Below are 25,691 nucleotides of genomic sequence, written 5' to 3'. Positions count from 1 at the left end.
TGATATGAATGATTGGGTAAAAGTAAAAGCCATCAATGCTGCAGAGTTGATTCAGCACTTTGAATTGAGTGATGAAGCAGAAACCGCGCTTATTCCGGATAAAACGCCCCATGCCAGTGTTGAAGATTTGGTAGACGCTAATTGCCACTATGATGCTATCAAATTAATTGCTCACGGCTTGCCCAAGCGAGAAGCCGTGTGGTGGGCATGTTTAGTCGCGCGCCAAATTCAAACCCCGGATACCGATGAACATAATATCAATGCTTTAATCGCGGCAGAGGCTTGGGCAAAACAGCCAACTGAAGAAAATCGCTTGCGCTGCCGGGATTTGGGCGAAAAGACCAAATACGAAACTCCCGCCAGTTGGGCTGCTACCGCAGCAAGTTGGAGTACGGGTAGTATGGCCCCGGAAGGTGAGCCGGAAATTATGCCGCCTGAGTATCTATATGCCCATGCGGTAGCAGGTGGTGTGACCTTGGCAGGGGTTCTGCACAATGCTGATGATCCTGAACAAAGCTTAAGCCAGTTTATTGCTCAAGGGGTAAATCTGGCCCAGGGCGGAAATGGCTCAATCTAGGGGATAGCAACGATGGGAATGCCTTCGGCGCGTATTACTGATATGCATGTCTGCCCAGCTGTGAACCCTGGGCCCGTGCCTCACGTTGGCGGCCCAATCGTAGTCCCTGGCGGACCAACAGTGATCATTGGAGGTTTGCCCTCGGCTACTGTGGGTAGCACCTGTGTCTGTGTTGGTCCTCCTGATACTGTGGCATCAGGCAGTGGTACGGTATTAATTCAGGGGAAACCTGCTGCAAGATTAGGCGATAGTACCGCCCATGGTGGTAAGATAGTGGCTGGGTGTCCTACGGTTTTGGTGGGGTAACTAGTTCGTAATGGATTTAAGAATGTATAAAATAAAAGCACTGGTTTTTATCAATTTGCTCATGTTTTCAAGTGTTGGGGTTGCTATGTCTATATTTGATGCCGGTAAGGCTTATTTATTCTCAGAAGTTTCAGGGATTGTGACCCATGAAGGAAAAGCAGTAACTGGCGCTAAGGTTATTCGAAAGTATGAAATGAATAAGCTTGTTGAGGAAGAGACAACTACAGATAGTGAAGGTCGCTTTAGCTTCCCAGCTGTGCGTGGAAGAAGTATTTCTCAAGTCTTTCCAGCAGAATTTGTAGCTGCTCAGAAGATATTGGTAGAACATGATGGTGAAGAGGTTGATATTTGGTCTAATTCAAAGCGAAGCCCAGAAGAAAATTCTGAATTAGGTGGAGATGCTCTGGATTTTACTTGTGAATTAACTGATGAGAGAACGCTCTATAGAGATTTTGGAGCTATTTTATTTACACGATGCAAATGGAAGGTGCAACAAAGTGAATAGTCTAAGTCCTGTTTATGCCGCTGAATTGGCTGCTGATATATATAATATCAAATCAGAGCTGACAGTTAATGACTTCTTGGAAGTCCATGCTGATAGTTTTGAGGTTAACCAAGATGATAAAATAAAAGGTACAACAGGTGCTCTTGGAATTTTGAAGTCCACTCACAACATGGGCGTAGCAGCCTTTGGAAAGGAAGATAAATATAAAGGGCAGGCTTTTGTTATCATTAAAGGGACGGCCAGTTTATTTGATGGCTTGACAGATCTTAATGCTGGTCTTAAGCGTTTTGAGACTGGAGGCCTGGTTCATCAAGGATTTTATTATACTTTTCAATCATTTTTGCCACAATTAAGGGCGTTTGCTTCGGAACTTGCGACTAAGAATATTCATTACGTCCATTGTGTGGGCCATAGCTTGGGTGGTGCATTGGCCACATTAGTCTCAGACTGGTTGAAAGCCAACACGTCTGTAAAGGTGAGTTTATATACCTTTGGCAGCCCTAGAGTTGGTATGCCGTTATTTTCTGATGCATGCTGCCGTAGAGTTGGAAACGAAAACGTATACCGGGTTTTTCACAATCTTGATCCTGTGCCTATGGTTCCAACATGGCCTTTCAGTCATGTTACTGATAGCCGTGGTGATTACCGGATGGCTTGTGCAGCAGCTCAAAATCCAATTAAGTATCATAGTATTGCGACCTACCAAAAAAACGTAACTAATAAATCATCAGATGATTGGAAGGTCCTTAAATCATTTAACGAACCAGAAATACTCGAAAGTGCTCTTGTTTCATGGTTAGAGTCTGAAGGGCCCGTAGCATTAACGCTTAATTCTGCCAAGCTCATGAGTGCAGCGATCCTCTGGGTAATGAATAAAGTTTCTGAGATATTCTTTGTTGGTGTTGTGGTGTCAGGGAGTACTGCTTTTACTCTGCTAGATAGGCTTGCTTACTTGATGCACAAGGCTTACAGTTTTGGAAAAAAAGCAGGTTATTGGGTCGTCTGCTTATTGAAGCGTATGGCTAAAATGCTAGGTATTATTGTTACAGAGACAACTAATTTTACCTACGCATTTATCAGGTTGATGTTTATCCGTATGCATCATATGGTTTCAGAGTTGACCAAAAGGGCTGGACAGTCTTTACACTAGTTTTAGAAAAGCAGTCAGGGATGAAAGCTTGAGTTCGGATAATCATTACGAGATTATATTCTCTGGGAAAGTAAGGACTAATTTTGACCCTCAGAGGGCATATGACTTATTAATAAAAAAGGCGGGAGTTTCGAATTCTCGTCTTCGATTACTAATAGATAGTTCTCCTTACCGAATCAAAGCGTTTGCCTCACTTGGAGAAGCCAAGTCTTATATTAAGGCTATCTGGCAGTTGGGCTGGCATACGTCTCTTAACTATGATCAAAAGCAGATCTTCTCCACCGAAGGAAAATCCAGGCGATCAGTCAATCCTGATAACCTTTCTAAGGTCAGAGAGCAAGAAGTTGAATCCTTGCTCTTTCCCACGGGTTGGAAACCTGTATCTGGACTCAATTCGAATGCAAGTATGCAAGCTAGTTGTGCAGTGGAGAATAGTTATTTTATCTCCATTGCACAAAAGAAGCAGGATTTTGATCAGGTTCCTACACTCCATCAATATGCTAAAGCCACGGTAAATGACGCTTGTCAGAGAATGGCTAGCGTATATATGGAAGAGTTTTGTCGACTTATTAAAATTGATAGGTCACAAGATGAGGCCTATTTGTCGGAACTATTCATGGCCCTTGAAAAGCCACTAAATCCTGCTGATATAGGTACAGTACATGATCTGGTCTATCTTATTGTAGTATTTGAAGGAAGCCAGGCATTTTACACCCTCTATTTCTGGTGTGCTAAATCAGATTACCGACGGCTAAAACCTACTTTTCTAGGAATTATTGAAAGCTTTCGTCTGGAATATCGACAGCACAATCAGGTTGCGTAAGGCGGATAAGGTCCAAACCTTATCCGTTATTCCACAGACTCTGTAATTTTCGACTAAAAGCCAAAGACTCCCCGGCTGTCACTATAACCTTGTCTTGATGCCTGATGGAGCGCACAACACTGATGCCTGTATCAGACAGAGCTTTTGCTGTGGTATCCGTCATATTAATCTCCGCGCAGGGCGTAACACAGCTTTCCCCATCTTGCTTGAATATATGCAGTGGCAGTTGATCAACTTCAATCGCTTGGTTTATATCGATTGACCAGCCGTGATCGATATAGCCCTGTGCTAGGCGGTAGGCTTGTAAATAAGCACTATTACCCCAGAGATAAAATTCATGAGTATGCTCTTTGGGGAGTTCTTCAAAATCGAAGCTGTCGATGGTGGCACTTTGTAAGCCGTAAGGGGCACGCAGTAAGAAACGAGGTGCACTGAGCAGGCAGTGTTCACTGGCTTCAAAATCACGTACTGCTTGCCAGGCGTCTTGCCAATCAGCTGGGTTTAGCTGATGAGGAGTCAGTGACCAGTTTTCGGGATTATCGGCCTCTACCAGTGATGGGCAGCCTGCTAGTGCAGTATCGGCAGCGCTGATAAAGATTGCCCCGGTACTTTGGGCAATGGTGGACATATCGATCACCAGACCAAGATCTGCCTCATTGGGTTCGATAAAAAAGTCACCGACAAACGCATGATAAGGCGTTTGGCCAGCCTGTGCCTGATTGGCGACCAGGGTTTTAAATATACCGGCTTGCTCAAGGTCGCTATCGGCTTGGGTTAAATCGGCTAGCAGTTCTTCTTTACTGATATCGATTATGTCCAATATCAAGCCAGAATGACCGTCCAGGCGTTTAATCAAGAAATGCAGACTGCGCCAGCTCGCTTCTAATTGTTGAAAGTTACTGTGATGAAGTAGTTTACGCAGTGCTTCAGCACTTGCGGCTTCAACGGCTTCCAGTAACTCGGTTTGGCGAGGATCAGCTTTCGGCGAAATATAGGGGCTGACAATATCTTTGATTAACTGATCTATCTGGCCATCCGGTGAGGCTTGGTAATGGTGTAGGCCGTTGGTTTCCGAGAGCATTGCATCAAGCATGGATCCGTAATTGGTATCACCTGAGTTTTCAGCAGAGTTTTCCAGTATCGGTGCGGATGCTTTAAAACTGGCCCATTGTTGTATCTCTGCTGCCGCTGTGGGGAGTAATTCAGGGTTTAATAGCTGCTTTTTGAGCTTTTTAAACTGTGTGAATAGCGGTAGGCGCTCGTAGAGATAATCCGGGTGCAGATCATCAAATTCTGAAAAGCAAAGGTACTCTTCGCAGGATGGTAGTTTTAGTCGAATAGCCGCATTTTCGAAAACCCGCTCAAAGTTGTCTTTGGTGATGCGGATAGGATTTCGAGAGGCTAGTGTTTGTGGTTCGCACTGATTACGGCTTTGACGGCCGGTAAAGTCACCCAAAATGGCAATCCGTAAGGGGTTGTTTTGTAACTTCTGTGCATTAGGCTCTTGGCCAAATCTAGTATGGCCAGTGCTGATGGTTGAGCGAGGCATAATTAATCCTTAACTTTGGTGCTCTTTTCGCCATGGATTCCCGCTTTCGCGGGAATGGCGTGTGCGTCTAATGACAACTCAGGCGGAAAGGAAGAATAAACTCTATTCGTTAATTAGATAGCTGAAGTTTCCTTCTTCATCGACACCTATATGAACTTGGCTAATCACTGCTTCATTGGCCATTTTCTCCAGGCACTCACTGGCCAATTCCGGGAGCAGGGTGCGGTTAAGGATCGTTTCGATATTACGGGCACCGGTATCGGATTCCTGACAGCGGGCAACAATGTGCAGCAGTACATCTTCGTCGTAGCTAAAACCTGCGTCGTAGTGCGCTTTGATACGCTTCTCGATCTTGTTCATATTGATGGCGCAGATCTTCATCAGGTCTTCGTCATCCAGTGGGTAGTAGGAGATAACATTGGTGCGGCCCAGAAAAGCGGGTTTAAAATGTTGTAGCAGGTAGGGGCGGATATTGTCGAGCAGGACCTCAGGTTCGGGTTTATCGTCTACCTGGTTCATAATCGCACGAATGGCGTCTTCACCGGCATTGGAAGTCATAATAATTACGGTGTTTTTAAAGTCGATATCTCTACCTTCGCCATCTTTGATTGTGCCTTTGTCGAACAGGTTGTAGAAAATATCTTGTACGCCTGGGTGAGCTTTTTCCATTTCATCGAGCAGAATAACGGAATAGGGCTTACGACGTGCGGCTTCAGTCAATACACCACCTTCACCATAGCCCACATAACCTGGAGGAGAGCCCAGCAGCATGGAGACTTTATGCTCTTCTTTAAACTCGGACATATTGATAGTGGTGATATTTTGCTCGCCCCCAAACAGTTGATCAGCCAAGGCCAAAGCTGTTTCAGTTTTACCCACGCCGCTGGTACCACAGAACAGGAATACGCCGACGGGTTTACGAGGATCGGTTAACCCAGCGCGAGAAGTACGGATGGCTTGGGCAACAGCTTCCAGCGCATGGGGTTGGCCGATGACTCGTTTACCCAGGCTGTCGGCAATATTTTGCACAGCGGTTATTTCGTCGCTGACCATTTTACCTACGGGAATGCCGGTCCAGTTGGCAATGACTTCGGCAATAGCCTGCTCATCAACATTGGCTTGCATCAAAGGTGTTTCACCTTGAATCTCTTTCAGCTGCAAGGTCATGTTTTGCAGGTTTTGTTGCAGTTCAGTTAATTGTTCGGGTTGTAAAGGGGGGGCTTCACCTTTTTCTTGCGCCAGGTAATTGTTATCAATTTGATCCCGAACCTGTTGGATTTCCACAATCAGCGCGCTTTCTTGCTGACGCTGTGTTTCAAGGGTGGAGAGCAGTTGCTCGGCATCGGCTTTTTCTGCGCGCAGGTTATCGAGTTGTTCCTGATGCTCACCGGTTGCAGCATGTTCTCGCTGTAGAGTAGCCAGGGTGGTTTCAGCACGTTGAATACGACGCTGCGCATCTTCGATTGCGCCTGGGGTTGCCGACTGGCTGAGGGCTACACGGGCGCAGGCAGTATCCAAGAGGCTTACAGACTTATCAGGTAACTGGCGACCTGGGATATAACGGTGGGAGAGCACAACCGAGGCCACAATCGCTTCATCGAGAATACGTACATTGTGATGTGCCTGCAGCGAGGTGGCGATGCCGCGCATCATATCGATGGCTTTGGCTTCACTCGGCTCTTCCACTTTGACGACCTGGAAGCGGCGGGTAAGGGCTGGGTCACGTTCAAAATACTTTTTATATTCGGCCCAGGTAGTAGCGGCAATGGTGCGTAACTCTCCACGAGCCAGGGCAGGTTTTAACAGATTGGCAGCATCGCCTTGGCCTTCTTTACCTCCAGCACCGATCATGGTGTGGGCTTCATCAATAAACAAAATGATAGGGGTAAGAGAAGCGCGGACTTCCTCTATCACGGATTTTAAGCGGTTTTCAAATTCCCCTTTAACGCTCGCGCCAGCTTGCAGCAGACCCAGGTCCAGTGTGCGCACTGCCACACCTTTGAGTGGTGTGGGAACATCATTATTGGCAATGCGCAGGGCAAAGCCTTCCACCACAGCGGTTTTGCCTACCCCGGCCTCACCGGTCAGAATAGGGTTGTTTTGACGGCGGCGGGTCAGGATATCAATACACTGGCGAATTTCTTCATCACGACCAAGAACCGGATCAATTTCGCCGTTTTTAGCGCGTTCAGTCAGGTTGATAGTATATTTGTCCAGGGCAGGGGTTTTACTGGCTTTGACATTACCGGCCGCGCCCGCGATGGCTTGGTCCTGTTGCCCCGGCTCGGCGGATTCAGAAGTAGTACCAATAATCGCCCTTGCTGTATCGCGCAGTGATTCAGGCGCGATGCCTTGCAGTTCCTGGCAGGCTTCGAATAGTTGTCGGCGAGAGCTGTCATCCAAAAGCAGCGCGGCTAATAAATGACCAGAAGAAATCAGCCCGTGACCAAAGTCTACGGAGGATAGCATCCAGGCATTTTTTGCGGCATCGACAATACTTGGCGATAGGGCTGGCGGTCGGCTACTACCTGATTTAAAGCGCGCAATGGCATTGGCCAATTGTTTAGCCAGATTGGCGGGATTAACTTCGTGTTTCTCCAGCAGGCGCATAAAATCGGTATCGCCCTGGTCCAGTAATTTCAGTAACCAGTGTTCCAGCTCAACATTGTATTGATTGTGAGTAAGGCAGATACCAGCGGCCCCTTCCAGGGATTCACGCATCACTGGCGACATTTTCTCGACCAGGGATTTCAGGTTAATTTGAATCATGTTCACGTCCTTTTGAAAGTCTGTCTTGTAACTGGGTTATTAATTAAGAGGCTTTTTTCAAGAAGCCAAGGGAAGGCTATCGTCCGGGGCGTACATATCCTGGGACAGGGTAATGACGATAGGATCCCTTTCAATTGGCTCATGGGTGGCGTGGGTATTCCAGCCCAGTAGCGGTTGATAGTCTTCGGTTTCGTTCAGTTGTACCGGCGGTACTTGTTTGTCGCAGAGGGTGACCTGTATATCGAAATCCAGCTCGATACCGGCGCTAAAACGAATAAAAGCTTTGAGGGCTTCCAGTTTTTTGCTACCCGGTGCGATGCTCATGAACTTGTCGTAAGGCATGGGCTCAACAACAACGCTGAACTTGCTTTGAATGTGGTAGCAGCTGCTGCCCAACAGAGCATTCGTGCCGAGCACATTGTTTAGCCCTCGGGGAACTTCTGGCCCGGGTAATCTTGATAACACATCGTAGGGTAGATCTTGCCATTGGCCCTGAAACTGTTGAATAGATACATCCAGATCAAAATACTGTTTGATCATGCGGCTCAGGCTGTCGGCAGTACATTGTTCTCGTCCCATAAAACCGGCAAAACCGGCAATGGCTTCGTCCGGAATCGGTAAGCGGTATTGTAGCTCTTGCATGCCCAAGCCTGACAAGGCCATCAGGGCGTGGGTAAATAAATCTGGCTGTCTGTCACCCTGTTGCTTTTGCCGTTCATAGTTAGCGGGCAACTGGTATTTATGCCAGGCCTGGAAAAACAGGGAGATGCTACGGTGATTAAACAGATCCAGATAGTCTTTTAACGCAGGGCTTTTATTCTTTAACTCCTGCAGGACCACTTCAGACAGGTAGTAGGGCATAACGCCTTGGCTACCGGTAAGCCCCATAAAGCAGACTTCCATCAACCACTGCTTATCGGGGTTGTTGCTGTCTTCGCAGTCGTCCGTATCCCGTGTACTGACATTGCTGATATCAGTTGATTGAAAGGCCAGGCTCTGGCGAGCGTTAAAGCGGACCGCTTCCTGATTCGGGCGCGCCTGTTGCGCTACCGGTTCACTGGCAAAGCGGTACTCACTGGGATCCAATGCCGCTGCCCGCTCCAGCATACGTACTGCCTGGAAAAACTCGAAGCGGTAGGGTTCGGATTTAATCTGGTCAATTACACTAAGGCTTTTTCGCCGGCGCGTGGTGGCCATCGTTTTAATTCTCCGTCCTTTCCGCTCAGGGTGGCAATTAATCGGGTAAAAGAGTTAATAGAACAATACAGGCCCAGGAAGCGCTCCAATACACTGGCAAACAGCAAAGGGCTGGTGCCGGCTAGCATCATTGGGTCCAATTCAACATGGACTTCGGTGCCGCGGCATAGTGCAACGGTATCTTCAATCTGAATAGGGGCCGTAATGGGTTTTGTAATTAATGATTGAATGGCTTCAATCATATTGCGAGTACCTGCAGAATCACGGAAGTCATACAGGCGTAAAATCTCTTTTAGGGCATCGGTAGAGCCGCCACCATTACTTAGCGACAGGTGGTTAAGGTTAAGGTGCGAGATTAATCGCCAGTAACTGCGCTCTCGCTGAGGAGGGCGCAGGGTAGCTGTTGGGGTTACTACGCAACTGATACGTTCTGTAGGGGCATCGCCATCAACGATTTGTAATAAAGGCTGGCCGCCACCACTCGGCAACTTTTTAGGCAGGTTACGGTTACTACAGATTAGCTGTAAATCCAGTGTCTGATTGCTGACTTGGTGAGGGTTAAAATCCAGGTCAACCAAGCTGATATCCATTTCAGTCGCTTGTTCATTACGGTGTTCACCTTCAACGATAGTGCGACGTTTGCCAAACCAGAAGCCTTGAGTGCCATCTCCGCTTTGACTGTGCTGAATACCGTAGAAGCGTTTGTAGGGGGTGTAATTACCTTCTGCATCGGTAGCACCTACATTGTCGATGCTATAGATTTCCATCGCTTCGGTGCGCCGCGCATCGGGTACTACATGGTATTGGTATTCAGTGTGATTGAGTGGAATAGGGTCAGCGGTTTGCGGGAATAAGTTCACACTAGGTGTGCAGCCCAGTGCAAACAACTTGGCGTTGACCTGATGTTCCAGTTCACTATCGCCTTCCTTGAGGTAAAAATACAGATTGAGTGTATTGCTGTAGTCCTCAGTAATAGCATCCTGCAGGCCTTTAATATCCAAAAACTGAAATTTTTCCGGAAAGGCAAAATACTCGGTTAGCAAGCGGTAGCCGGTAAATGAGCTATTGGGATAGGGCAGCAGCGCTTCATCGGCCTCAAAACCGACTTGCTGGATAATATCGGCTTCAAGGTATTTTGGATAAGGATCTGCTTCGCCGTTGGCAATCACCACTTTGAGTGTTTTGGTTAACAGAAGCTCATACAGCGGATAAATATGCTGGGGTTGACCTCGAAGGAAAAAACGCAGTTGTTCTAACGACAGATCGTTAAAAGACAAGTCGTCGCTTAGCGTGCGTAAACTGAGTTTAAGTACTGCTGCTGCGCCACTGATCTCGTTGGAACCTGGCGCGATAAAAGGTCGCGGTAACAAGGCTGCCGAATCTACTGTAAAAGGGCAGATATCGACGGGGTAGCTGGTAGTAAAGCGACAGGTTTGTCCCTGAAAGGCGTCACTCTCAAGCAGAGTGCCACTGTCGATTCGGGTAATGGCATCCAGCTGGGGATCGGGTTCAAACTGCACAATATTAAATGATGGAATAGGACGCAAGTAATGGGGGTACAGCGTATCCAGCATGGCGTCGGTGAGTTCGGGAAAGTCGTCAGTCAACTTTTGTTGAACCCGGGCGTTCAGATAGGCGAAACCCGACAGCAATCTCGCTACCAGGGGGTCATCGACAGTATTGCCGCTTAACTGCAAGCGCGAGGCGGCAGCTGGATGCTGCTTGGCGAACTCACCGGCGGATTCTTGAATAAATGCCAGTTCGTTCTCAAAATGTGCGAGGAGTTTATCGCTCATTGGGCCTTTCTCAATAGTCTTGGTTGTAGATGTTATTGGATAAGGTCATTAGACGATTTCCTGAACATCGACCGTTTGGTTGATGGGATTTAATGCCGAGTCAAATACAATCAGCTCGGGTGCCGGATTGGTATGCAGCACAGCTTCTACGCGAAAACGAATCGACGGGTCCTCATTATCAATCTTTTCGTCACTTTTAACTTTGACGGATTTGATGCGCGGATCATTGGCCAGAATGCATTTCTCGATAGTGCGGCAAAACTCTTTACGGCTATCGACGGAGTTAAGATTAATCGTCGCAAGATCTGGTAAGCCGTAATTCAAAATAGAGTTGTCAAGATGTTGGTTCTCTCTTGGGGGCGATAGACAGCGAATGCGGGTGTTAAACAGGAACTCCAGATCGCGACGTACGCTTTCTCGCAACTGGCGTAAAATCTGGTGAGGCTGACTGAGCGCACTGGTATTAGTGCTATCTAATAAGCGGTCTAATACCGGTGCCAGTAGGCGCTTTTCATTGGCTTTTATCATATCCCTTATCCGTTAGTGGCAAAGCCAACCTGATTGAGAGACGTGGTAAGTTTTAACTCGGAGACCAGGTGATCAACGGTGTAGTGGCTTTTTAAGTGGATAACACTCTGATAGCTGCCGGGTTTACCGACTTCTTCGCTAACTCTTACCCGTGCTTCACGCAATGGATAGCGGGCCATCATTTCCCACGAGAGGTCTTCACGGCCTGTTGTGTATTTATCCAGCCAGGATTGCAGCTTGCGCTCACAATCCCGATCACTGATATAGGAGCCGACCTTATCGCGGATCATCACTTTGATGTATTGTGCGATGCGTGATGCACAGAGGATCTGTTGCAGCATGGCACTGATGCGGGCATTGGCGTTAGCTGCTTTACTGTTGTATTCCCTGGGCTTTTGCAGTGATGGACAGCTGTTAAACGCAGCATAGGGGGTGTCGTAACAGTGGCATAGGGGCATAAATCCCAAATCACTGAGATCCCGTTCCAGAAAATCGGTAATCAATACTGGAGTGATCATCTTACGAATCGCAGGGCTGGAATCCGGCTTGTAGGCCGGTGCAGGGAATTGGGTAACAAGGCCTCCACCGTGAAAGTCTCGCGGCACTCCACGAATATGGGAAAACCAGCCCACTTCCGAAAACTCACGAATAAGTACTGCCCCTAGAGCAAAGCAGGCATTGCCCCAGAGGTAGTTATTGCTGTGATTGGCTTCAACCTCTTCTTTAAAGCGAATACCCTGATAGGCCGATAGTTGAACATTATAGGGCTCACGCATTAACACCCGGGGCAGAGCTAAAGCAATAAAGCGACTGTCTTCAAGTTCACGCAAGGCACGCCAGCGAATATATTCTTTTTGTTGGAAAACCGTTTCTAGATTGATGGGCAGGCCCAGTGTTTCAAAATCATCGATACCGAAGATCTGAGGTGCTACGCCACAAATAAATGGCGCAAAGGCTGCTGCTGCCGTTTGGCTAATGCCCTTTAGGGTATTGATATCGTCGTAGGGGTGACCCTCAAATGGACGGTGGCTAATTTCGTAGTTGCCCAGCAGCACACTGTAGGGCTCACCACCGGGAGTGCCGAATTCTTCGCTGTAGATGATATGAAATAAACCGCTCTGGTCAAAGTCCGGTGCCCGCTCGATATCGCGGGAAACTTCACGCCAGCTGACATCCAACACCTTAACTTTGACATTGTTTTCAAATCCCGCGTGATCGATAAGATACCAGAGACCACGCCAACCGCTTTCCAGTTGTTGGAAACGGGGATGATGCAGAATCTGGTTGATTTGTTCGTTAACGAGTTCATCGATCAGGGCAATCTGGCGGTTGAGCCAATGTTTAACGTTAAAGGTTTGTGCGACGGGCAGGTCAGCCAGATTATGCAACCACAATTCGAACGCTGCGATATCATCGCTTTCCTGAAGGAACCAATCCAGGGCGTTGGCACTGTAATGCTTGTCGATATCAGAAGAGTCCGATGCATGGGTAGAAAAACGGGCATCGTAATCTTCAATCAAACCGTCAAGCCGGGTTGCTTGTTCAGACACGCTAAAATCCTTTCAGCTGGGCCAAGATATCGAAAGAACAGATCATCATAATCTGTTGTGTCGAGATCCTGTGCGGGAGAAAAGGTCAGTGCCATGGAATACATGGCACTGACGCTCTTGCGGATGCTACTATGATTAGCTCGGGCTAGGAATATTGGCCACCATACGTAGGGAGGTGGTCAGTTCTTCCATTTGCAGCCAAGGTTTCAGGTAGGCTACAGCACTGTAGGAACCTGGCTGGCCAGGGATTTCCTTCACTTCCACTCGCGCCTCGGCCAGCGGATATTTCGCCTTCATCTCGGCACTGGCCTCCGGGTTGGAGTTGGTGTACTGCTTGATCCACTGGTTTAACCAGCGCTCACAATCATTGGCCTCCATAAAGGAACCTACTTTGTCCCGTGCCATTACCTTCAGGTAGTGGGCGATACGAGAGGTTGCCATCAAGTAAGGCAGGCGCGCGGAGATAGATGCATTGGAGGTTGCATCTGGATCGTCGTACATTTTTGGCTTTTGCGTAGTTTGAGCACCAAAGAACACAGAGTAGTCAGTATTCTTGTAGTGACACAGCGGCAGGAAGCCCTGGTTGCTAAGCTCAGCTTCACGACGGTCAGTAATGCCAATTTCGGTTGGGCACTTCTGGTCGGTATCTCCATCATCACTCTTAAACAGATGGCTTGGCAGGCCTTCAACCTTACCACCACCTTCGGCACCACGAATGGCAGTACACCAGGAGTTTTCGGCAAAGGCTTTGGTCAGGGTAGCGCCCATAACATAGGAGGCATTCATCCAGCAGTAGTCATCGTGACTGGCAGCTTTAGACATGCCGGACTCATCTTGCTCGAATTCTTCAAAGTTGAAGGATTCAACCGGCTTGGTGCTTTCACCATAAGGCAGGCGAGACAATACGCGTGGCATAACCAGAGTCACAAAACGGGAGTCTTCGCTGTCGCGGAAGCTGCGCCACTTGATATATTCCTGGGATTCGAAGATACCGCCCAAATCGCGTGGTTTTGACAGTTCGGTGTAATCATCGAAACCAAACAGCTCGGAGCCAGCAGCGGAGATGAAAGGGCAGAAGCCCGCAGCAGCAACGTTAGACATCTTGCTTAACAGTTCAACGTCTTCCGGGTGGTTGGTAAATTCGAAGTCACCAATCATGCAACCGTAAGGCTCACCACCGGCAATGCCGAACTCTTCTTCGTAGATCTTCTTGAAGGTTTGGCTTTGGTCGAATTCAACGGCCTTGTCCAGATCGCGGAACAGCTCACGCTTATTCAGGTTGAGCATGCGAATCTTCAGGGTCTGACCGGTTTCACTGTTCATCACCAGGTGATGCAGACCACGCCAGGAGCCTTCCAGTTTCTGCAGCTTTTCGTCGTGCAGGATAGCAGACAACTGCTTGGACATAGCCTGATCGATAGCGGCTACGGCTTTTTTGATGGTTTGGGTCAGGTTGCGGTCCCAGGTTACCGTACCCTGCAATACCTGTTCGGTCAGGTTACTGAGCAGGTCTTCAGTTTCGCCGCGCTCGGTTTGTTTGGTGGCGGTGATGGCCTGCTCCAGCAGGCTAACCGACTGTTCTTCTGCTTCCGCGACTGCGCCTTCTGCAACTTCAGTAGACATTACTCGTCACCTCCCTGATCTGCACCTACACCCAGTTCTTCCTGGATGGCGGCAATGTTGTCGGTATTTTTCAGGATGTCTTCCAGCACATTTTCCAGCTCTTCAGAGCGGTCGGCCTTGCTCAGTAGGTCGCGTAACTTATTGCGGGCATCCAGCAGCTTTTGCAGAGGGTCAACCTGGGCAACAATGGCTTCCGGGGTGAAGTCATCCATATTGTTGAAATCCAGGTCGACAGCCATTTTGCTGTCATCGCCGGCCAGGGTGTTTTCAACCTGCAGGTTCAACTTGGGATTAATCTTGCCCATGGCTTCGTTAAAGTTATCGCGGTCAATCTGAACGAATTTACGTTCCTTCAGTGCTTTGCGATTCTCTGTGTTATCACCGGAGTAATCACCCATAACGCCAACGACGAAGGGCAATTCCTTTTTCACTTCGGCGCCGTTTGTTTCTACGTCATAAGTGATATGAACGCGAGGCTTACGCACACGCTTCAGTTTGTTGTGGATGCTTTCAGACATGAGGTTCTCCTTTCCATGTGAAATCAAATGACCCCTATTAACATTACCAGCAAGCTTGCAATGTTAAAGGAGCTAAAATTGAACAAGTCGGTTCAAAAATTTTTATTACCAGCCTGTGGCTGTGCTAGTTTCTTCAACAACCGGTTCTGCTTTCGGGGCTGCGGGTGCAGCTGCTGAAGAAGCAGCAGGTGTTACAGGTGGTGCGATATAGGTTTCCGTGTCGCTACCATCAAGTTTTACACCGGTCAGCTGTGAATAAATTCCCTTGGCTTGATCGTCTGGTAGCAGTTCCATCATCAGTTCTGCGACGGTCATACGTCCCCAGTTAATTAAACGTTCCAGACCTGGAGCGATAGGCGTGTGAGGTTCGTAACGACGGAAGTAGTCGGCAACTTCTTGCAGGCGTTTGAGGGCATCTTCGCGATTGCTGATAGGGCCACTGACACCTTGGTTGGCTGCTATAGCCTGGTTGACCAGCTCCGTAGCGACAGAGTCTTCACCGCTTGCGGCTTGAGCAGGTTCCTGAGCCTTCTGTAATGCCTGTGCTGCTTCAACCTTATCTTTACTGATAAAACGCACTGTACGTAATACTTCTTCAATCAAAGCAGAAGTCTGTGAACTGGGTGGAGCATCCTGACCGCAGTGCTCACGCAGCGCATTGTTTAAGGTCTTATAGTCTTCAAGGCTTTCTTCAAGGGTTTCGATAAGATCGATATAAGTATCAACCGAGTCTTCACTGACCGTGGCTAGAATATCTTTTAGAGCAAAACCCAGGGATTCGTTGCGGCTATTACGTTCATCGTCGTCACTGATCTTGTCGTTGTCGCGGGCCTTTTGGTATTGCCAGAAATTGAACTCACCAAAAGCACCTTCACCAGTAATGGCCATATTACGAATTGGGGTATGCAGGGTACCTTCACCACCATCGCCATTCATACCGGTCAGTGGGGCGACTTTAGTTTCCATGCCATCTTCATCGGGTTCCGGGTATAACTCATCCCAATATTGCTCGACCATTTTCTGAATCAAGCGAAGCCCGTCTCGTAAACCAGCGGAACCGTGCAGGCGTATCAATGCTTCGGTGTACCAGCTGGCAACTTCCAAATCCTTGCTTTTGTTGGTAAGGATTGATGGCGCAAGATCGACAACTTGTCGCCAGGGGGTGATCAAATCGACTTCATCATCAAACATCGACGAGCGTTCAGCTGCACGAGCACTGTTGCGTGCATCTTTGATGGCGTAGTAATCGGAAGTTGGGGAGCGGTCGTTGCGAATATCTTCGCCGGTTGGCTTGTCGTCAGCGATGGGGGCTAACAACTTGTCCAGATCAATGACATGGCTTAAAGACATGTGGTTCCAATCCTTGTTTGGGTAGTTCGCTGCTGACAGCGAGTCGTCCTTTTATAAATTGAGGCGCGTATTGGTTAGTTTGAAAAAACTGACGCTTACCCTGCGCTTCTGGTTGCGTAAGTTTAACGATAATTTACTTCTGAATCATTAGTTTTTTTTGTGATGCCTGTCTCAAATGAGTGTGAGAAAAGACTTACGAAAACTGTATTAAGGTCAGTTAAATGTATTAATGCTTTCGGCTTAGTTTTGATTTTTGTGTTGTTGCTTTTATCGCCATTGCTGCCAGTTGCCATCTAAAAAGGCAGAAAACTGTTGTGCCTCTGGTAGACCTTTAACATGCAATAAACTCGGTTGCATACGTTGTGATCCTTGTGACCACCACAAGCTATAGCTTTCAGTTTGTGGTGTAACTATTTGATGCAATATGTTCGCATACGCTTCTCCCAGATCTGGCGTAGATACATGAGATAATAAGCCGTTACTAAGATTAGCGCCTGAATTGCTTGGTGGTGTGTTGATAATAAGCTCATCAGGAAGTTGTAGCGCTTGCGTCAATGCCTCTGCATCTAAATAGTTTTGCAGGCTGGCAATGCCAATCTCTTCCAGTTGTGAAAACCATTGACAATGTTTTAACAGGAAATCAAACAAGCAGTTCTCACTGTTAATTGGATGGGCAATCGTTAGGGGGAAGTAACGCCCGACACTGTCGACACTTGGTACGAGTATTCCTGCCCAGCATTGGTTGTCTACGGCGCCAGTAGAGGTAACAAAGCGCCATATAGGGCTGGTTAAGTAAATGTCCAGCCACTGGCTCCCCAATTGTTCCTGGCTACAGGCGACGCTGCGTTGTAGCCAGTCATCCCAGGTTTGTATAAAACTGCGGGGCAAGTTGCGGTCGATAAAATCCCCGTGGGCGGGGATCTTACCAAAAAAGCCAGGTTGTATAGCCAAGTGCAAACTCCAGATTGCTGCTGATTTATTGGTTTAGGTTGTAAGGATTACGTTATAAGGTTTGAGGGCATCGATAATTGCGCAGTAGTGAATTGTCAAAAGGGTTGATGTTGCTATTGGCAATCAACCGGAATTTGGCATTGCGGCCACTCTCGCTAAAGGTGATTTCATACTCGTTGTTGCGCTTTGATCGCATATCGGAAGCGTCAAGCAAGCGGAACCAGGCCCAGTCACCTTCAAAGTGCTTGCGATGTACCGTTTCATTAAGATCTTCGAAAATAATTCTCACGCGAATATCTTCACCGCCAACCCAGTCCAAGTGCTTGGTGGTACGAGGGCCGTGGGAATAGGGTACCCGTGATTCCCCCAGCTCTAAAGCAAATAGGCGTACACTGGAGTCCAGCTTTGTCGGTTCAATACGGAACTTAATGGCTGCATTCTCACCTGCACTGAAAAAGGCACGACGGATGTTCTCTGCCCGGCGTAACTGTTTAAGGGTACTGCTATTGATGGCCAGACTGCGGCCCTCCAGCTGACGTACTTTCCAGCGGCGGGTATCGACAAATGGTTTGATATAGCTGTTAACAAACTTTTGCTCAATGCCATCAGGCTGGAAATAGTTATTAAACTCCAGCACCGGGGTTTCCGTTTGGCGGTTGGCCACCATGGGGTAGCGATTCGACAAGCTGTTTTGGTAGGTGCTATAAACCTGCTCCTTCCATACGGCGTCGATATGCAGCTTGGTTTTTGTCAGTACCAACGCCCAGGTGCTATCAGCAATATCATTAAGCCAATCATCCATAGGGGCAGGGGCATTGTTGGCTTTAACCCGCAGGCGTTTGATGGCATCGCCAGAGGCACCGGCAAAGCGTGCCTTGGCCGCTTTAAAGGCTGCCTCGTTGGCGTCGGGGGCGCTATCAATTTCTGCCAGGAACTCATGTACGGCTTGAATACTGCTGAGGTAGTCCTGAATTTTGGCTGGACGGTTTTGCTCACTCTTTACCGTGCGCTGTAATTCTTCAAACCGCATATCCACTACGGTGGGTTTGTAGGCGTTAGCCAGCCCGCTGGAAGCCACATCACTAATAGCTGAACCTATGCGCCGGGTAGTGCTGCTGACCGGCAGGCGTACACCATTGCTATCCACTTGATAATCCAATCTTGGTGTTAGTTCGGTATTGGCCGCCACAATTTCAGACACTGCCAATAGGGGAGAGTAGACGGGGTCGGATAGGCTGCTCAGATTCTCCAGTGCTTCTGAAGTAGATTTAAAACGGGCGATTCTGAAACCAGTAAGGAAATTCTTCCATTTAGTCGAGTACTCGTTGAGATAGAGTTGTTTAATTTCACGACTAATCTTTTCTCGATCGGCTTCGCTAAAATCTTCGTTTTCATTCTGGCTGCCATAGATCCATTGGTCCTCAGCCAGTTGTTGCATCATGTCTGAATCACTACTGAAGTCTGCTTGCTGGTAACCAGCTTTTGTGTAGAGTTGTGACATTGAAAAAACGGGATCGTTATCGGCTATGCCAAAGATGGATTCGGAGTCTCCACCGATTTCACCATAGAGATCGACCCATTGGTTGCTCGTGCCCTGGGATTTCATTTGTGCATACAGGCGCTGAGGCACGGGGATACGGCGTAGTTGTTGGCGTGCGCGTTGTACAACCCGCTCATTGAATTGAGCTGATTCCGGTAGCGGGTTCTGCAGCAGTTGTTGCAAATGGTTACTTAGCGCTTCTTGCTTGCTGGCCTGTCCCGGTAGTTGTTGCTGCCATTGTTGCTCGGCGTAGGAGACGATTGCAGATGTATCTCGTTTCTCTGGTGTAAACAGCATCAGGTAGACTTTCAGAGTATTGAGCAGATCATCATCCTTGGCGCTCATGCGTGAAAGGCGCTGTTCAATACTGCGAGCAAAACTGGGCAAGAAGATTTGATTCAATTGATCCTGATAAAGTGCTTCTGCAGCAGTATCGACACTGTCATCGTAAAGCCCCATACCTGTCAGCCAGGGGTGGCTTTCCTGATCATAGACCACGGTGCTCTCGTAAAGGGGGTCGAGTACGGTCAGCGTTTTGATGGTATCAGCATTATTGCTACGCAGATTGCCCTTGGCGGCTTTGTACTCGGCCAGATTCTGGCCTACATCATTCATAAAGAGCTGGTTGCGGGTAACGCTACCGGTCCAGAGCACCAAGGTACCTACAAACACGGCAGCCAGTGAGGCGAAACTTAAGCGTCGCAACCATAGCATACCGCTTTCAATTTTACGGTTGACGCCAACCAGCTCGGATTCAGGGAAAACAACATCTTTCAGCAAGCGGTTGAGGAAGAAGCTTTTACCACTATTGATCTGCTGGCGGCCCATATCCCGTTCAAAACCGAAGTTTGCGCTTACAGAAGCCATCATGCGGTCAATAGGGCTGCCTTCCTGGGTTGCGCTAGTGAAATACACTCCGCGCACCATCGGTACGACATCGTAGCGATTGGGGGCGAAGGTTTGTTTGACAAAATCATTGAGGGCTTCGCTAAGTGATTCTATTCGTGCGGGGAAGCCCTGTAAGGTAGAGCGTTTATCGATATTGCGTTCTTGATGGATACGCCATAATAAACGCTGGTTAAGGCGCTCGATCAGGTTGTTAAGCTCGCGACCAAATTCATCAAGATTCACACCCTGCGTTGCATCGGCTTCAGGGTTAAAGCTCATGCCCCAGACTTGTTCGCGCTCGGCTTGCGACAGGTTGGCAAAGAACTCACTAAAGCCGGCGACCAAATCACACTTGGTAAAGGTCAGGTAAATCGGGAAGCGAATGCCCAGCTGTTGTTGCAGCTCGTTAATACGCTGGCGCAGGGTTTTTGCCAGATGTACCCGCTGTTCGGCGGTTTGAACCATAAGGTCCTGCAGGCTGATCGCCACAATCGCCCCGTTAATTGGGCGACGGCGGCGATACTTTTTCAGCATATCGAGAAATTTATTCCAGGCATTGTTATCGATGACTCTGTGGCTGTCTTGCGTGGTGTAGCGGCCAGCGGTGTCAATCAGTACTGCGTCGTTGGTAAACCACCAGTCGCAGTTACGGGTGCCGCCAATGCCGCCGAGTGCCTCTTTACCGTGGCTTTGAGCGAGAGGGAATTCAAGCCCGGAATTCACCAGGGCTGTTGTTTTCCCTGCTCCTGGTGGGCCTATGATGATATACCAGGGTAATTGATAGAGTGATTTACTACCACCGCGGGATTTAAAGCGTGATTTTTTGAGTACTGATAGCGCTTCACGAAAGCGCTCGGAGATTGCCTGCAGCTCTTCTTGGCTACGTTCTTCGTCGGGAGATACCTGGGTGTCTTCCTGCTCCATATCAGCGAGTAGTTGGCGGTTGTTGCGGCGTTCAACCAGCCACTGACTGATGTTCCAGGTTAACCATATCGCCCACAGGATACCGATGATAATACTGCGAGTAGTTGTTGATAGGGTGGTATTGTCGGCACCAAATTTAATGTAGTTAGCTCCAAACCAAATCAACAGGGATAAAGCGGTTAAACCGATAATGCCGATTACCCACTTGTGGGTGAAAAAAGCCAGCAGACGTTTCATTAAATTCTCCGTGTGATGGTGCCGGACTCTGCCGGCAATTCACTACTAATGTTTTCGCGTAATTCCTGGGCCATAGGCTGGGTTGCATCGTATAGCCAGTAACGGAAGCCCGAGTATCCCAATACCAAAACCGCTAGCACACAGCTGGCGACAACCCAAATAGGGATATAGTCCATCATGCTGTTTTTACGATTGCCGCATCCTTGCCAGTGGGGAGACAAATCCTGTTCGATATGGCCGCGGTGGTTTTCAATGGTTTGATATAGACCGTCACGAATTTGTTCCAGTTGTTCATGGCCTCGCTGAGCAAGTCGGTATTTACCCTCAAAACCCAGGCTTAAGCAAAGGTAATAAAGTTCGAGGATATCCAGATGATTACCGGGGTTTTCCTGCATACGTTGCAAAATAACAAAACACTTTTCGCCGCCAAAGGTTTCCTGATGAAATAAACTCAGCAGGGAGTGTTGGCTCCAGCCGCTGGCTGCTCCCCAAGGGGTATTAAGTACGATCTCATCGACGACCGTGCATAACAGGTAGCGAGCACTGATAATGGTCTCGGGTTTGGCATTGGCTTTTTGCGCCTTGAGCTCGAAGGTTTTTATTTCTTCGATCAAGCGCTTATGCAAATCGCCAACGTTGGTGTGATTTAGCGTTGTACGTAATTTAATGGCTACCGTCAGAAGCGTGGTAGCGGAATTTACTAATGGATTAAGACCTTGCTGCAATTGAATTTGTTCAGGTACAGCAAACTGGGCCTGCATAGCCGGTGTGGGTGCTACTGGCGCTTGGGTGGACCCCATGGCTCCCGGAGTGGGAACCATCACCGTGCGATCTCCGGCATTAGGTGCCGGTGGTGGAGTAAAAGAAGAATTACTCATGTATATAACTCCTTATTGGCCCTAATTTCTAATTGCCCAAAGTTCCATGGTCAAACCGGGGAATTCCGCGCCCATATGCACTGCAAAGCCACCAGATTTAGTTAGCGCATTCCACAGCTCACCGGTTTGTTCCAGCTCGAAGTAGGTAAATCCTGCGTGATACGGGATCTGGCGCGGAGCTACAGGAAGTGGACGCAGCTTGATACCCGGCAATTGGGTCGAAATCAGTTCGCGAATATTCTCCACCGGCGCTATTTTGGCTTGGGTAGGGAAGCGGCTACGCAGCAGTTCGGTTTGGATGTCGGCTTTTGCGGCCATTACAAAGGTGGCAGAACTCATCAGGGAGTGATCGGTAATAGGCGCGACATGAATACCGTACTTGCGCTCCACCAGTTCCAGGGAGATTGCAGATTGTTCCAGTACCATGCTGAGCGAATCACGTAGTGCACCGTACAGTCCGGAGAAGGTTTGCTGTAAATTGTCGTGCAGATAAGGCGGTACTTCTGGGGGGCGCTTGGTTTTGTGGGTAAAGGTAGCCAGCTCACCTGCCAGTTGCAGCAGTTCGGTATACAGATGCAAAGGATGCACTTGAGACAGGTTTGCCATATGGTGAATTAATGGCTCAACACGGTTGATAACCTGTAGCAGCATGTAGTCTGCTATTTCGGCTGAGCCAGCGCGACCACTGTCTGTTAGGCGGTGGCCAAGTGCTTCACCTCGTTGCTTGAGCAGGCCTTTAATTTCTTCGAAATAGGCTTTAATTTCGGTTGAAGTCGCACAGTTAATGACCGGCGGGATAAATTGGCGGTCAAGCTTAACGGGTTTATCTGCCTGCTTCTCAATAATACGAGCAATGGCAATACTGGTATAGCCACTGAGGTCCTCGCTGCCCAGTTTCAGGCTAATACGCAGTTTACCAATTTGAATACGGGCAGGTTCAGCTGATTGAGACGCGCTATTTCGGGCATCAAAGTTATAGGCCTGATAGCGGGCTTGCGGAAAATCTTCCTGATCACGAATGGAGTCCTGCGAACCTGGACGGCGTAACGGGATACATAAATACACCAGCTCATCTTGTGTATTATCTGGTACATCCAGCACATCAGGCAGAGCTTCACTTTCCGGAGCGATAAAAGGTGTGCCGTCGGGAAATACCCCTTTGACATGAGCAACTGAAATTTTACCGAGGGACAGGGGTTCGTTATCAATGGCCAGTTCCGCTAGCCCCCATAGATAGGGGCCTACAATTTGAGTGCGTCCTTCAATATACCGCTCAATATAACGATCTTGTTGTTGGAAGTGTTGAGGGCGAAGGAACATGCCTTCGGACCATATGACTTTGTTGCTTGCAGACATACGCTTGTACAATCCTTTATAAGCGGTTAAATCGGTGCGTTATTCCTGTGCGCCTTGCCTTTAGTATGGTTGTAGACGCTTGCACTGTTTATTTTTTGTAGCGATCAATCTCACTTTCAATCATGTCACGATCGCGACGTAACTGGTTGGCATCTCGTCGAGCATCGTTGTAACCATAAGACGCATGGCGGGGAGAAGGCGCATTTTTGTCGGACAGGGTCAGGTGGCGGACATCGACTTCAAACTTGTTCTTGTTGTGATCTTCAATGGGCAATACCAGAATAGCGTTGGCATCCTGATAACGAACATATTCGGCCATTAAGCCCAGGTAGCGCACCTCGGGGGTTAGCTCAAGCAGCTCAATACGTTCTTCGCCGGGTGCAAGCTCTTTCAGGATGACGGTATCCAACAGGTCGTTGCCTAAACGCTCATCGGCGTTTTCATAGAGGTTAAGGAAGTCTTCGCGCTTGAATTGCCTGGCGTCAGCTAATTTGAATACACGAATAACGATAGGGGAGGAGCGATTATCCCTATCAGGGTTTACATCTTCAAAAGCGGTTAGTTTGAGTTGGGCTGTGGTATCAAAGTTTAGGGTACGACGAGTGGCCTGACAGCCAACAACTAAACTAGTGATAAGTACCAGTAAGCCGATTTTAAACAGTCCATGCATTTTCATTGGATTACGTCCTGTAGCAAGTCGTCAATAGAAGGTTAAAGTGTATCTAAGTTGTTAAACCAACCCCGGTGAAACTGGAGTACCTGGGCTTGTCAAAGAGCGTGCGGTTTTTAATTCAGCTAGCTGGCGTTCGTAAACAGCTGCAAACTCTTCTCCAAATAAGGTGTTATAGGTGGTTTCACCGTCACGGGTCAGCATCGAGAAGTATTCTTCAAAGGCTTCCCAGTTTTTGGTTTTCTTATTGCTCAGTAAAGTGCCGGAAGTGTTGAAGCGTTTCTCCAGCCTTGTAGGAGAGAAGTGCTGCAACATGGCATCGTAAGCTGCGCGCATACCGGCCAAAACGGCCACTTGATGGTCGGACAAATCATCAAAGCTGTCACGGATCGCATCCTGTGGTCGCATAAATGCCTGGTTGTCAGCACTGAACATGGCTTTAAGCGCATCGGGTGCAGTAGCTGAGAATTTGAGCGGGTTGTTATCGGCGGCTTGAATCATGGTGCGCTGTACACGCAATTCATTTTTAATGCTGGAGCGAGCGCGTAACAGATCGATTAAGCGATTAACGGTTTCAGAAATAATAGCTGCCGACTCTGGAACTAACTGTGCCAGCTGTTGGGCTTGTAGTTGCGATAAGCCAAGTGCTGTGGCTAGTGCTGCAGTATCTGTTGTCGCCCCATCACCAGAAGTATTCGGCGGTATGTGTGATTGGGGTTGGCCGTGGATTTGCGGTTGTTGAGGCGGTTGGGATACCTGTTGCGGCTGAGCAGTACAAGGTTGTGCTGTAGAGGATTGTGCTACAGCAGGCTGCGTCATTTGCGCTTGTGGCATAACCGGCTGGCTGACGGGAGGCTGAAGCGCTTGCTGTTGGTAGTCATTAGGCTGGGCAGCAGGGACACCGTTGGTAGAGGAGGCTGCTCCAAGGCCCAGAGTGTCATCAATATTTGCTGGCGCTATTCCTGAAGCTACACTCTGGGCTGCAAGCGGTTGTGGTGGTAGATGATTATGTTGTGTTGTTACAGGAGCCGTTGGCTGAATAGGCGGCGGCTGGTAAGCCTGAGGTTGAGCAATAGGCTCTTGTGTTACCGTTTCTTGGGATTTTACTTCTTGAACAATATGTGATGTTGCGGGAGCATGATCTGCCTCGCTACCGGTTTTCCACCAGTCGTCGTCATCTTCCCAGGCGGCTTGGGGAGCAGGCTGTTTATGCTCAGCCAGATCCATAGCGGCTAGAGGGTCGACATGTACATGGGAGCCTAGATCATTATTAAATGAAGGTGATGCTGGTTGTTCAAAGCTTGCCAAAGGATCCGCAGCAACTGCTTGTAGGGGGGAAGCGTGACTGGCTAATTGATTGGCCTGCGTGGTGTTGTGTAAACCACTTGCACTTGTGGCATCAACCGTTCCCCAGGTTTGAGCACTCTCGACCGGTTGATTAGCTGGTGCTGTAGAACCTGGCTCTAACCATTCATCAAGGCCTTCAGCTTCAGCTCTGGCTTCATGCTTCGCCTGTAGAGCAGGATTAAATGTCGTTTTGTCTGAGCTGTCCAGGAAGTCTGCTGCCTCCAATCCCTTAGGTAGGCTTTGTGCATCTGGTGTCTGTGGATTTTTAATGGTGACACTAAGTTTATAGTTGCCAGCTGAAATTACATCGCCGTTACTGAGTGGACGATGATTGCCCTGACCAATGGCGTCTTCTTCATTGTTAATAAAGGTGCCATTGGTGCTGGTGTCCACCAAGTGGTAACTACCATTTTTAAATGTAATTTCTGCGTGGCGAGAAGAGACAACGCGTTCGTTATCAGGGAGTACCCAGTTATTGTTATCTGCGCGACCAAAGGAACCGCCCTCAGTACGAAAGGCCTTGGTATGGTTGAGCATGTTGGTGTCAGTAGGGCTTTCGATAACGGTTAACGTTAAGTCCATTTGTACTTTTCCTTGTGCCCGATTGAAGTCGGTAATCCATTAAGCCATTGTTTGTGTAAGCTCTGGAAAGCTATCAC

At 48.4% G+C, this 25,691-nt stretch carries 20 protein-coding genes; 5 read left to right on the top strand and 15 right to left on the bottom strand.

Annotated elements, in window-relative coordinates:
- Positions 1-4: 4 nt before the first annotated feature.
- The 5 genes from ACGHZ6_RS15235 to ACGHZ6_RS15215 are packed head-to-tail and all read left to right on the top strand — an operon-like array spanning position 5 to position 3,361.
- Entirely contained in the window at positions 5-577 is a 573-nt protein-coding gene (locus ACGHZ6_RS15235; protein ID WP_390614842.1) for a DUF6931 family protein, read from the top strand.
- A 12-nt stretch (positions 578-589) separates the two neighbouring features.
- Positions 590-883: a PAAR domain-containing protein gene (locus tag ACGHZ6_RS15230; protein ID WP_390614841.1), complete on the top strand. Its 294-nt coding sequence runs from the start codon at positions 590-592 to the stop codon at positions 881-883.
- 10 nt (positions 884-893) lie between these two features.
- Positions 894-1,388 carry a DUF6795 domain-containing protein gene (locus ACGHZ6_RS15225; RefSeq protein WP_390614840.1) on the top strand — a complete coding sequence of 165 codons (495 nt, stop codon included), beginning with the start codon at positions 894-896 and terminating at the stop codon, positions 1,386-1,388.
- Positions 1,381-2,538 carry a lipase family protein gene (locus ACGHZ6_RS15220; protein ID WP_390614839.1) on the top strand — a complete coding sequence of 386 codons (1,158 nt, stop codon included), beginning with the start codon at positions 1,381-1,383 and terminating at the stop codon, positions 2,536-2,538. Before ACGHZ6_RS15225 ends, ACGHZ6_RS15220 begins: the two co-directional genes overlap by 8 nt.
- Before the next feature lie 28 nt (positions 2,539-2,566).
- Entirely contained in the window at positions 2,567-3,361 is a 795-nt protein-coding gene (locus tag ACGHZ6_RS15215; protein ID WP_390614838.1) for a PsbP-related protein, read from the top strand.
- A gap of 19 nt (positions 3,362-3,380) precedes the next feature.
- Here ACGHZ6_RS15215 and ACGHZ6_RS15210 read toward each other — a convergent pair whose 3' ends face one another.
- The 15 genes from ACGHZ6_RS15210 to tagH form a co-directional block, all read right to left on the bottom strand.
- Positions 3,381-4,910: a type VI secretion system contractile sheath domain-containing protein gene (locus ACGHZ6_RS15210; RefSeq protein WP_390614837.1), complete on the bottom strand. Its 1,530-nt coding sequence runs from the start codon at positions 4,908-4,910 to the stop codon at positions 3,381-3,383.
- A 102-nt stretch (positions 4,911-5,012) separates the two neighbouring features.
- Complete coding sequence (gene tssH / locus ACGHZ6_RS15205) at positions 5,013-7,679, bottom strand: type VI secretion system ATPase TssH (protein WP_390614836.1); 2,667 nt, start codon at positions 7,677-7,679, stop codon at positions 5,013-5,015.
- A gap of 57 nt (positions 7,680-7,736) precedes the next feature.
- Positions 7,737-8,876: a type VI secretion system baseplate subunit TssG gene (gene tssG, locus ACGHZ6_RS15200; RefSeq protein WP_390614835.1), complete on the bottom strand. Its 1,140-nt coding sequence runs from the start codon at positions 8,874-8,876 to the stop codon at positions 7,737-7,739.
- A complete protein-coding gene (tssF, locus tag ACGHZ6_RS15195; protein WP_390614834.1) occupies positions 8,840-10,672 on the bottom strand; it encodes a type VI secretion system baseplate subunit TssF in 1,833 nt (610 codons plus the stop codon). Before tssF ends, tssG begins: the two co-directional genes overlap by 37 nt.
- Positions 10,673-10,720: 48 nt before the next feature.
- Positions 10,721-11,200, bottom strand: coding sequence for a type VI secretion system baseplate subunit TssE (gene tssE, locus ACGHZ6_RS15190; RefSeq protein ID WP_390614833.1), 480 nt, complete (start codon positions 11,198-11,200; stop codon positions 10,721-10,723).
- Positions 11,201-11,205: 5 nt separating this feature from the next.
- Positions 11,206-12,750, bottom strand: coding sequence for a type VI secretion system contractile sheath large subunit (gene tssC / locus ACGHZ6_RS15185; protein ID WP_390614832.1), 1,545 nt, complete (start codon positions 12,748-12,750; stop codon positions 11,206-11,208).
- 135 nt (positions 12,751-12,885) lie between these two features.
- The gene (tssC, locus tag ACGHZ6_RS15180) at positions 12,886-14,373 is read right to left on the bottom strand and encodes a type VI secretion system contractile sheath large subunit (protein ID WP_390614831.1); all 1,488 of its coding nucleotides are present in this window, start codon (positions 14,371-14,373) and stop codon (positions 12,886-12,888) included.
- Positions 14,373-14,891 (bottom strand): type VI secretion system contractile sheath small subunit, encoded by a 519-nt coding sequence (gene tssB, locus ACGHZ6_RS15175; protein WP_390614830.1) that lies wholly within the window; start codon positions 14,889-14,891, stop codon positions 14,373-14,375. The genes tssC (ACGHZ6_RS15180) and tssB overlap by 1 nt, the downstream gene beginning before the upstream one ends.
- A 105-nt stretch (positions 14,892-14,996) precedes the next feature.
- Positions 14,997-16,241 carry a type VI secretion system protein TssA gene (tssA, locus tag ACGHZ6_RS15170; RefSeq protein ID WP_390614829.1) on the bottom strand — a complete coding sequence of 415 codons (1,245 nt, stop codon included), beginning with the start codon at positions 16,239-16,241 and terminating at the stop codon, positions 14,997-14,999.
- Between the two features lie 267 nt (positions 16,242-16,508).
- On the bottom strand, positions 16,509-17,192 hold the full coding sequence (tagF, locus tag ACGHZ6_RS15165; RefSeq protein WP_390614828.1) for a type VI secretion system-associated protein TagF: 684 nt from the start codon (positions 17,190-17,192) through the stop codon (positions 16,509-16,511).
- A gap of 52 nt (positions 17,193-17,244) precedes the next feature.
- Positions 17,245-20,781, bottom strand: a complete 3,537-nt coding sequence (tssM, locus tag ACGHZ6_RS15160; protein WP_390614826.1) for a type VI secretion system membrane subunit TssM — start codon at positions 20,779-20,781, stop codon at positions 17,245-17,247.
- Entirely contained in the window at positions 20,781-21,659 is an 879-nt protein-coding gene (gene icmH / locus ACGHZ6_RS15155) for a type IVB secretion system protein IcmH/DotU (RefSeq protein ID WP_390614824.1), read from the bottom strand. Before icmH ends, tssM begins: the two co-directional genes overlap by 1 nt.
- Before the next feature lie 21 nt (positions 21,660-21,680).
- Positions 21,681-23,015 carry a type VI secretion system baseplate subunit TssK gene (tssK, locus tag ACGHZ6_RS15150; protein WP_390614823.1) on the bottom strand — a complete coding sequence of 445 codons (1,335 nt, stop codon included), beginning with the start codon at positions 23,013-23,015 and terminating at the stop codon, positions 21,681-21,683.
- Between the two features lie 88 nt (positions 23,016-23,103).
- A complete protein-coding gene (tssJ, locus tag ACGHZ6_RS15145; protein ID WP_390614822.1) occupies positions 23,104-23,691 on the bottom strand; it encodes a type VI secretion system lipoprotein TssJ in 588 nt (195 codons plus the stop codon).
- A gap of 54 nt (positions 23,692-23,745) precedes the next feature.
- On the bottom strand, positions 23,746-25,614 hold the full coding sequence (tagH, locus tag ACGHZ6_RS15140; RefSeq protein ID WP_390614821.1) for a type VI secretion system-associated FHA domain protein TagH: 1,869 nt from the start codon (positions 25,612-25,614) through the stop codon (positions 23,746-23,748).
- Between the last annotated feature and the right edge of the window lie 77 nt (positions 25,615-25,691).

The sequence above is a fragment of the Maricurvus nonylphenolicus genome (assembly GCF_042854845.1).
Classification (GTDB): domain Bacteria; phylum Pseudomonadota; class Gammaproteobacteria; order Pseudomonadales; family Cellvibrionaceae; genus Maricurvus; species Maricurvus nonylphenolicus.
This window is presented reverse-complemented; position numbering and strand designations above follow the sequence as displayed.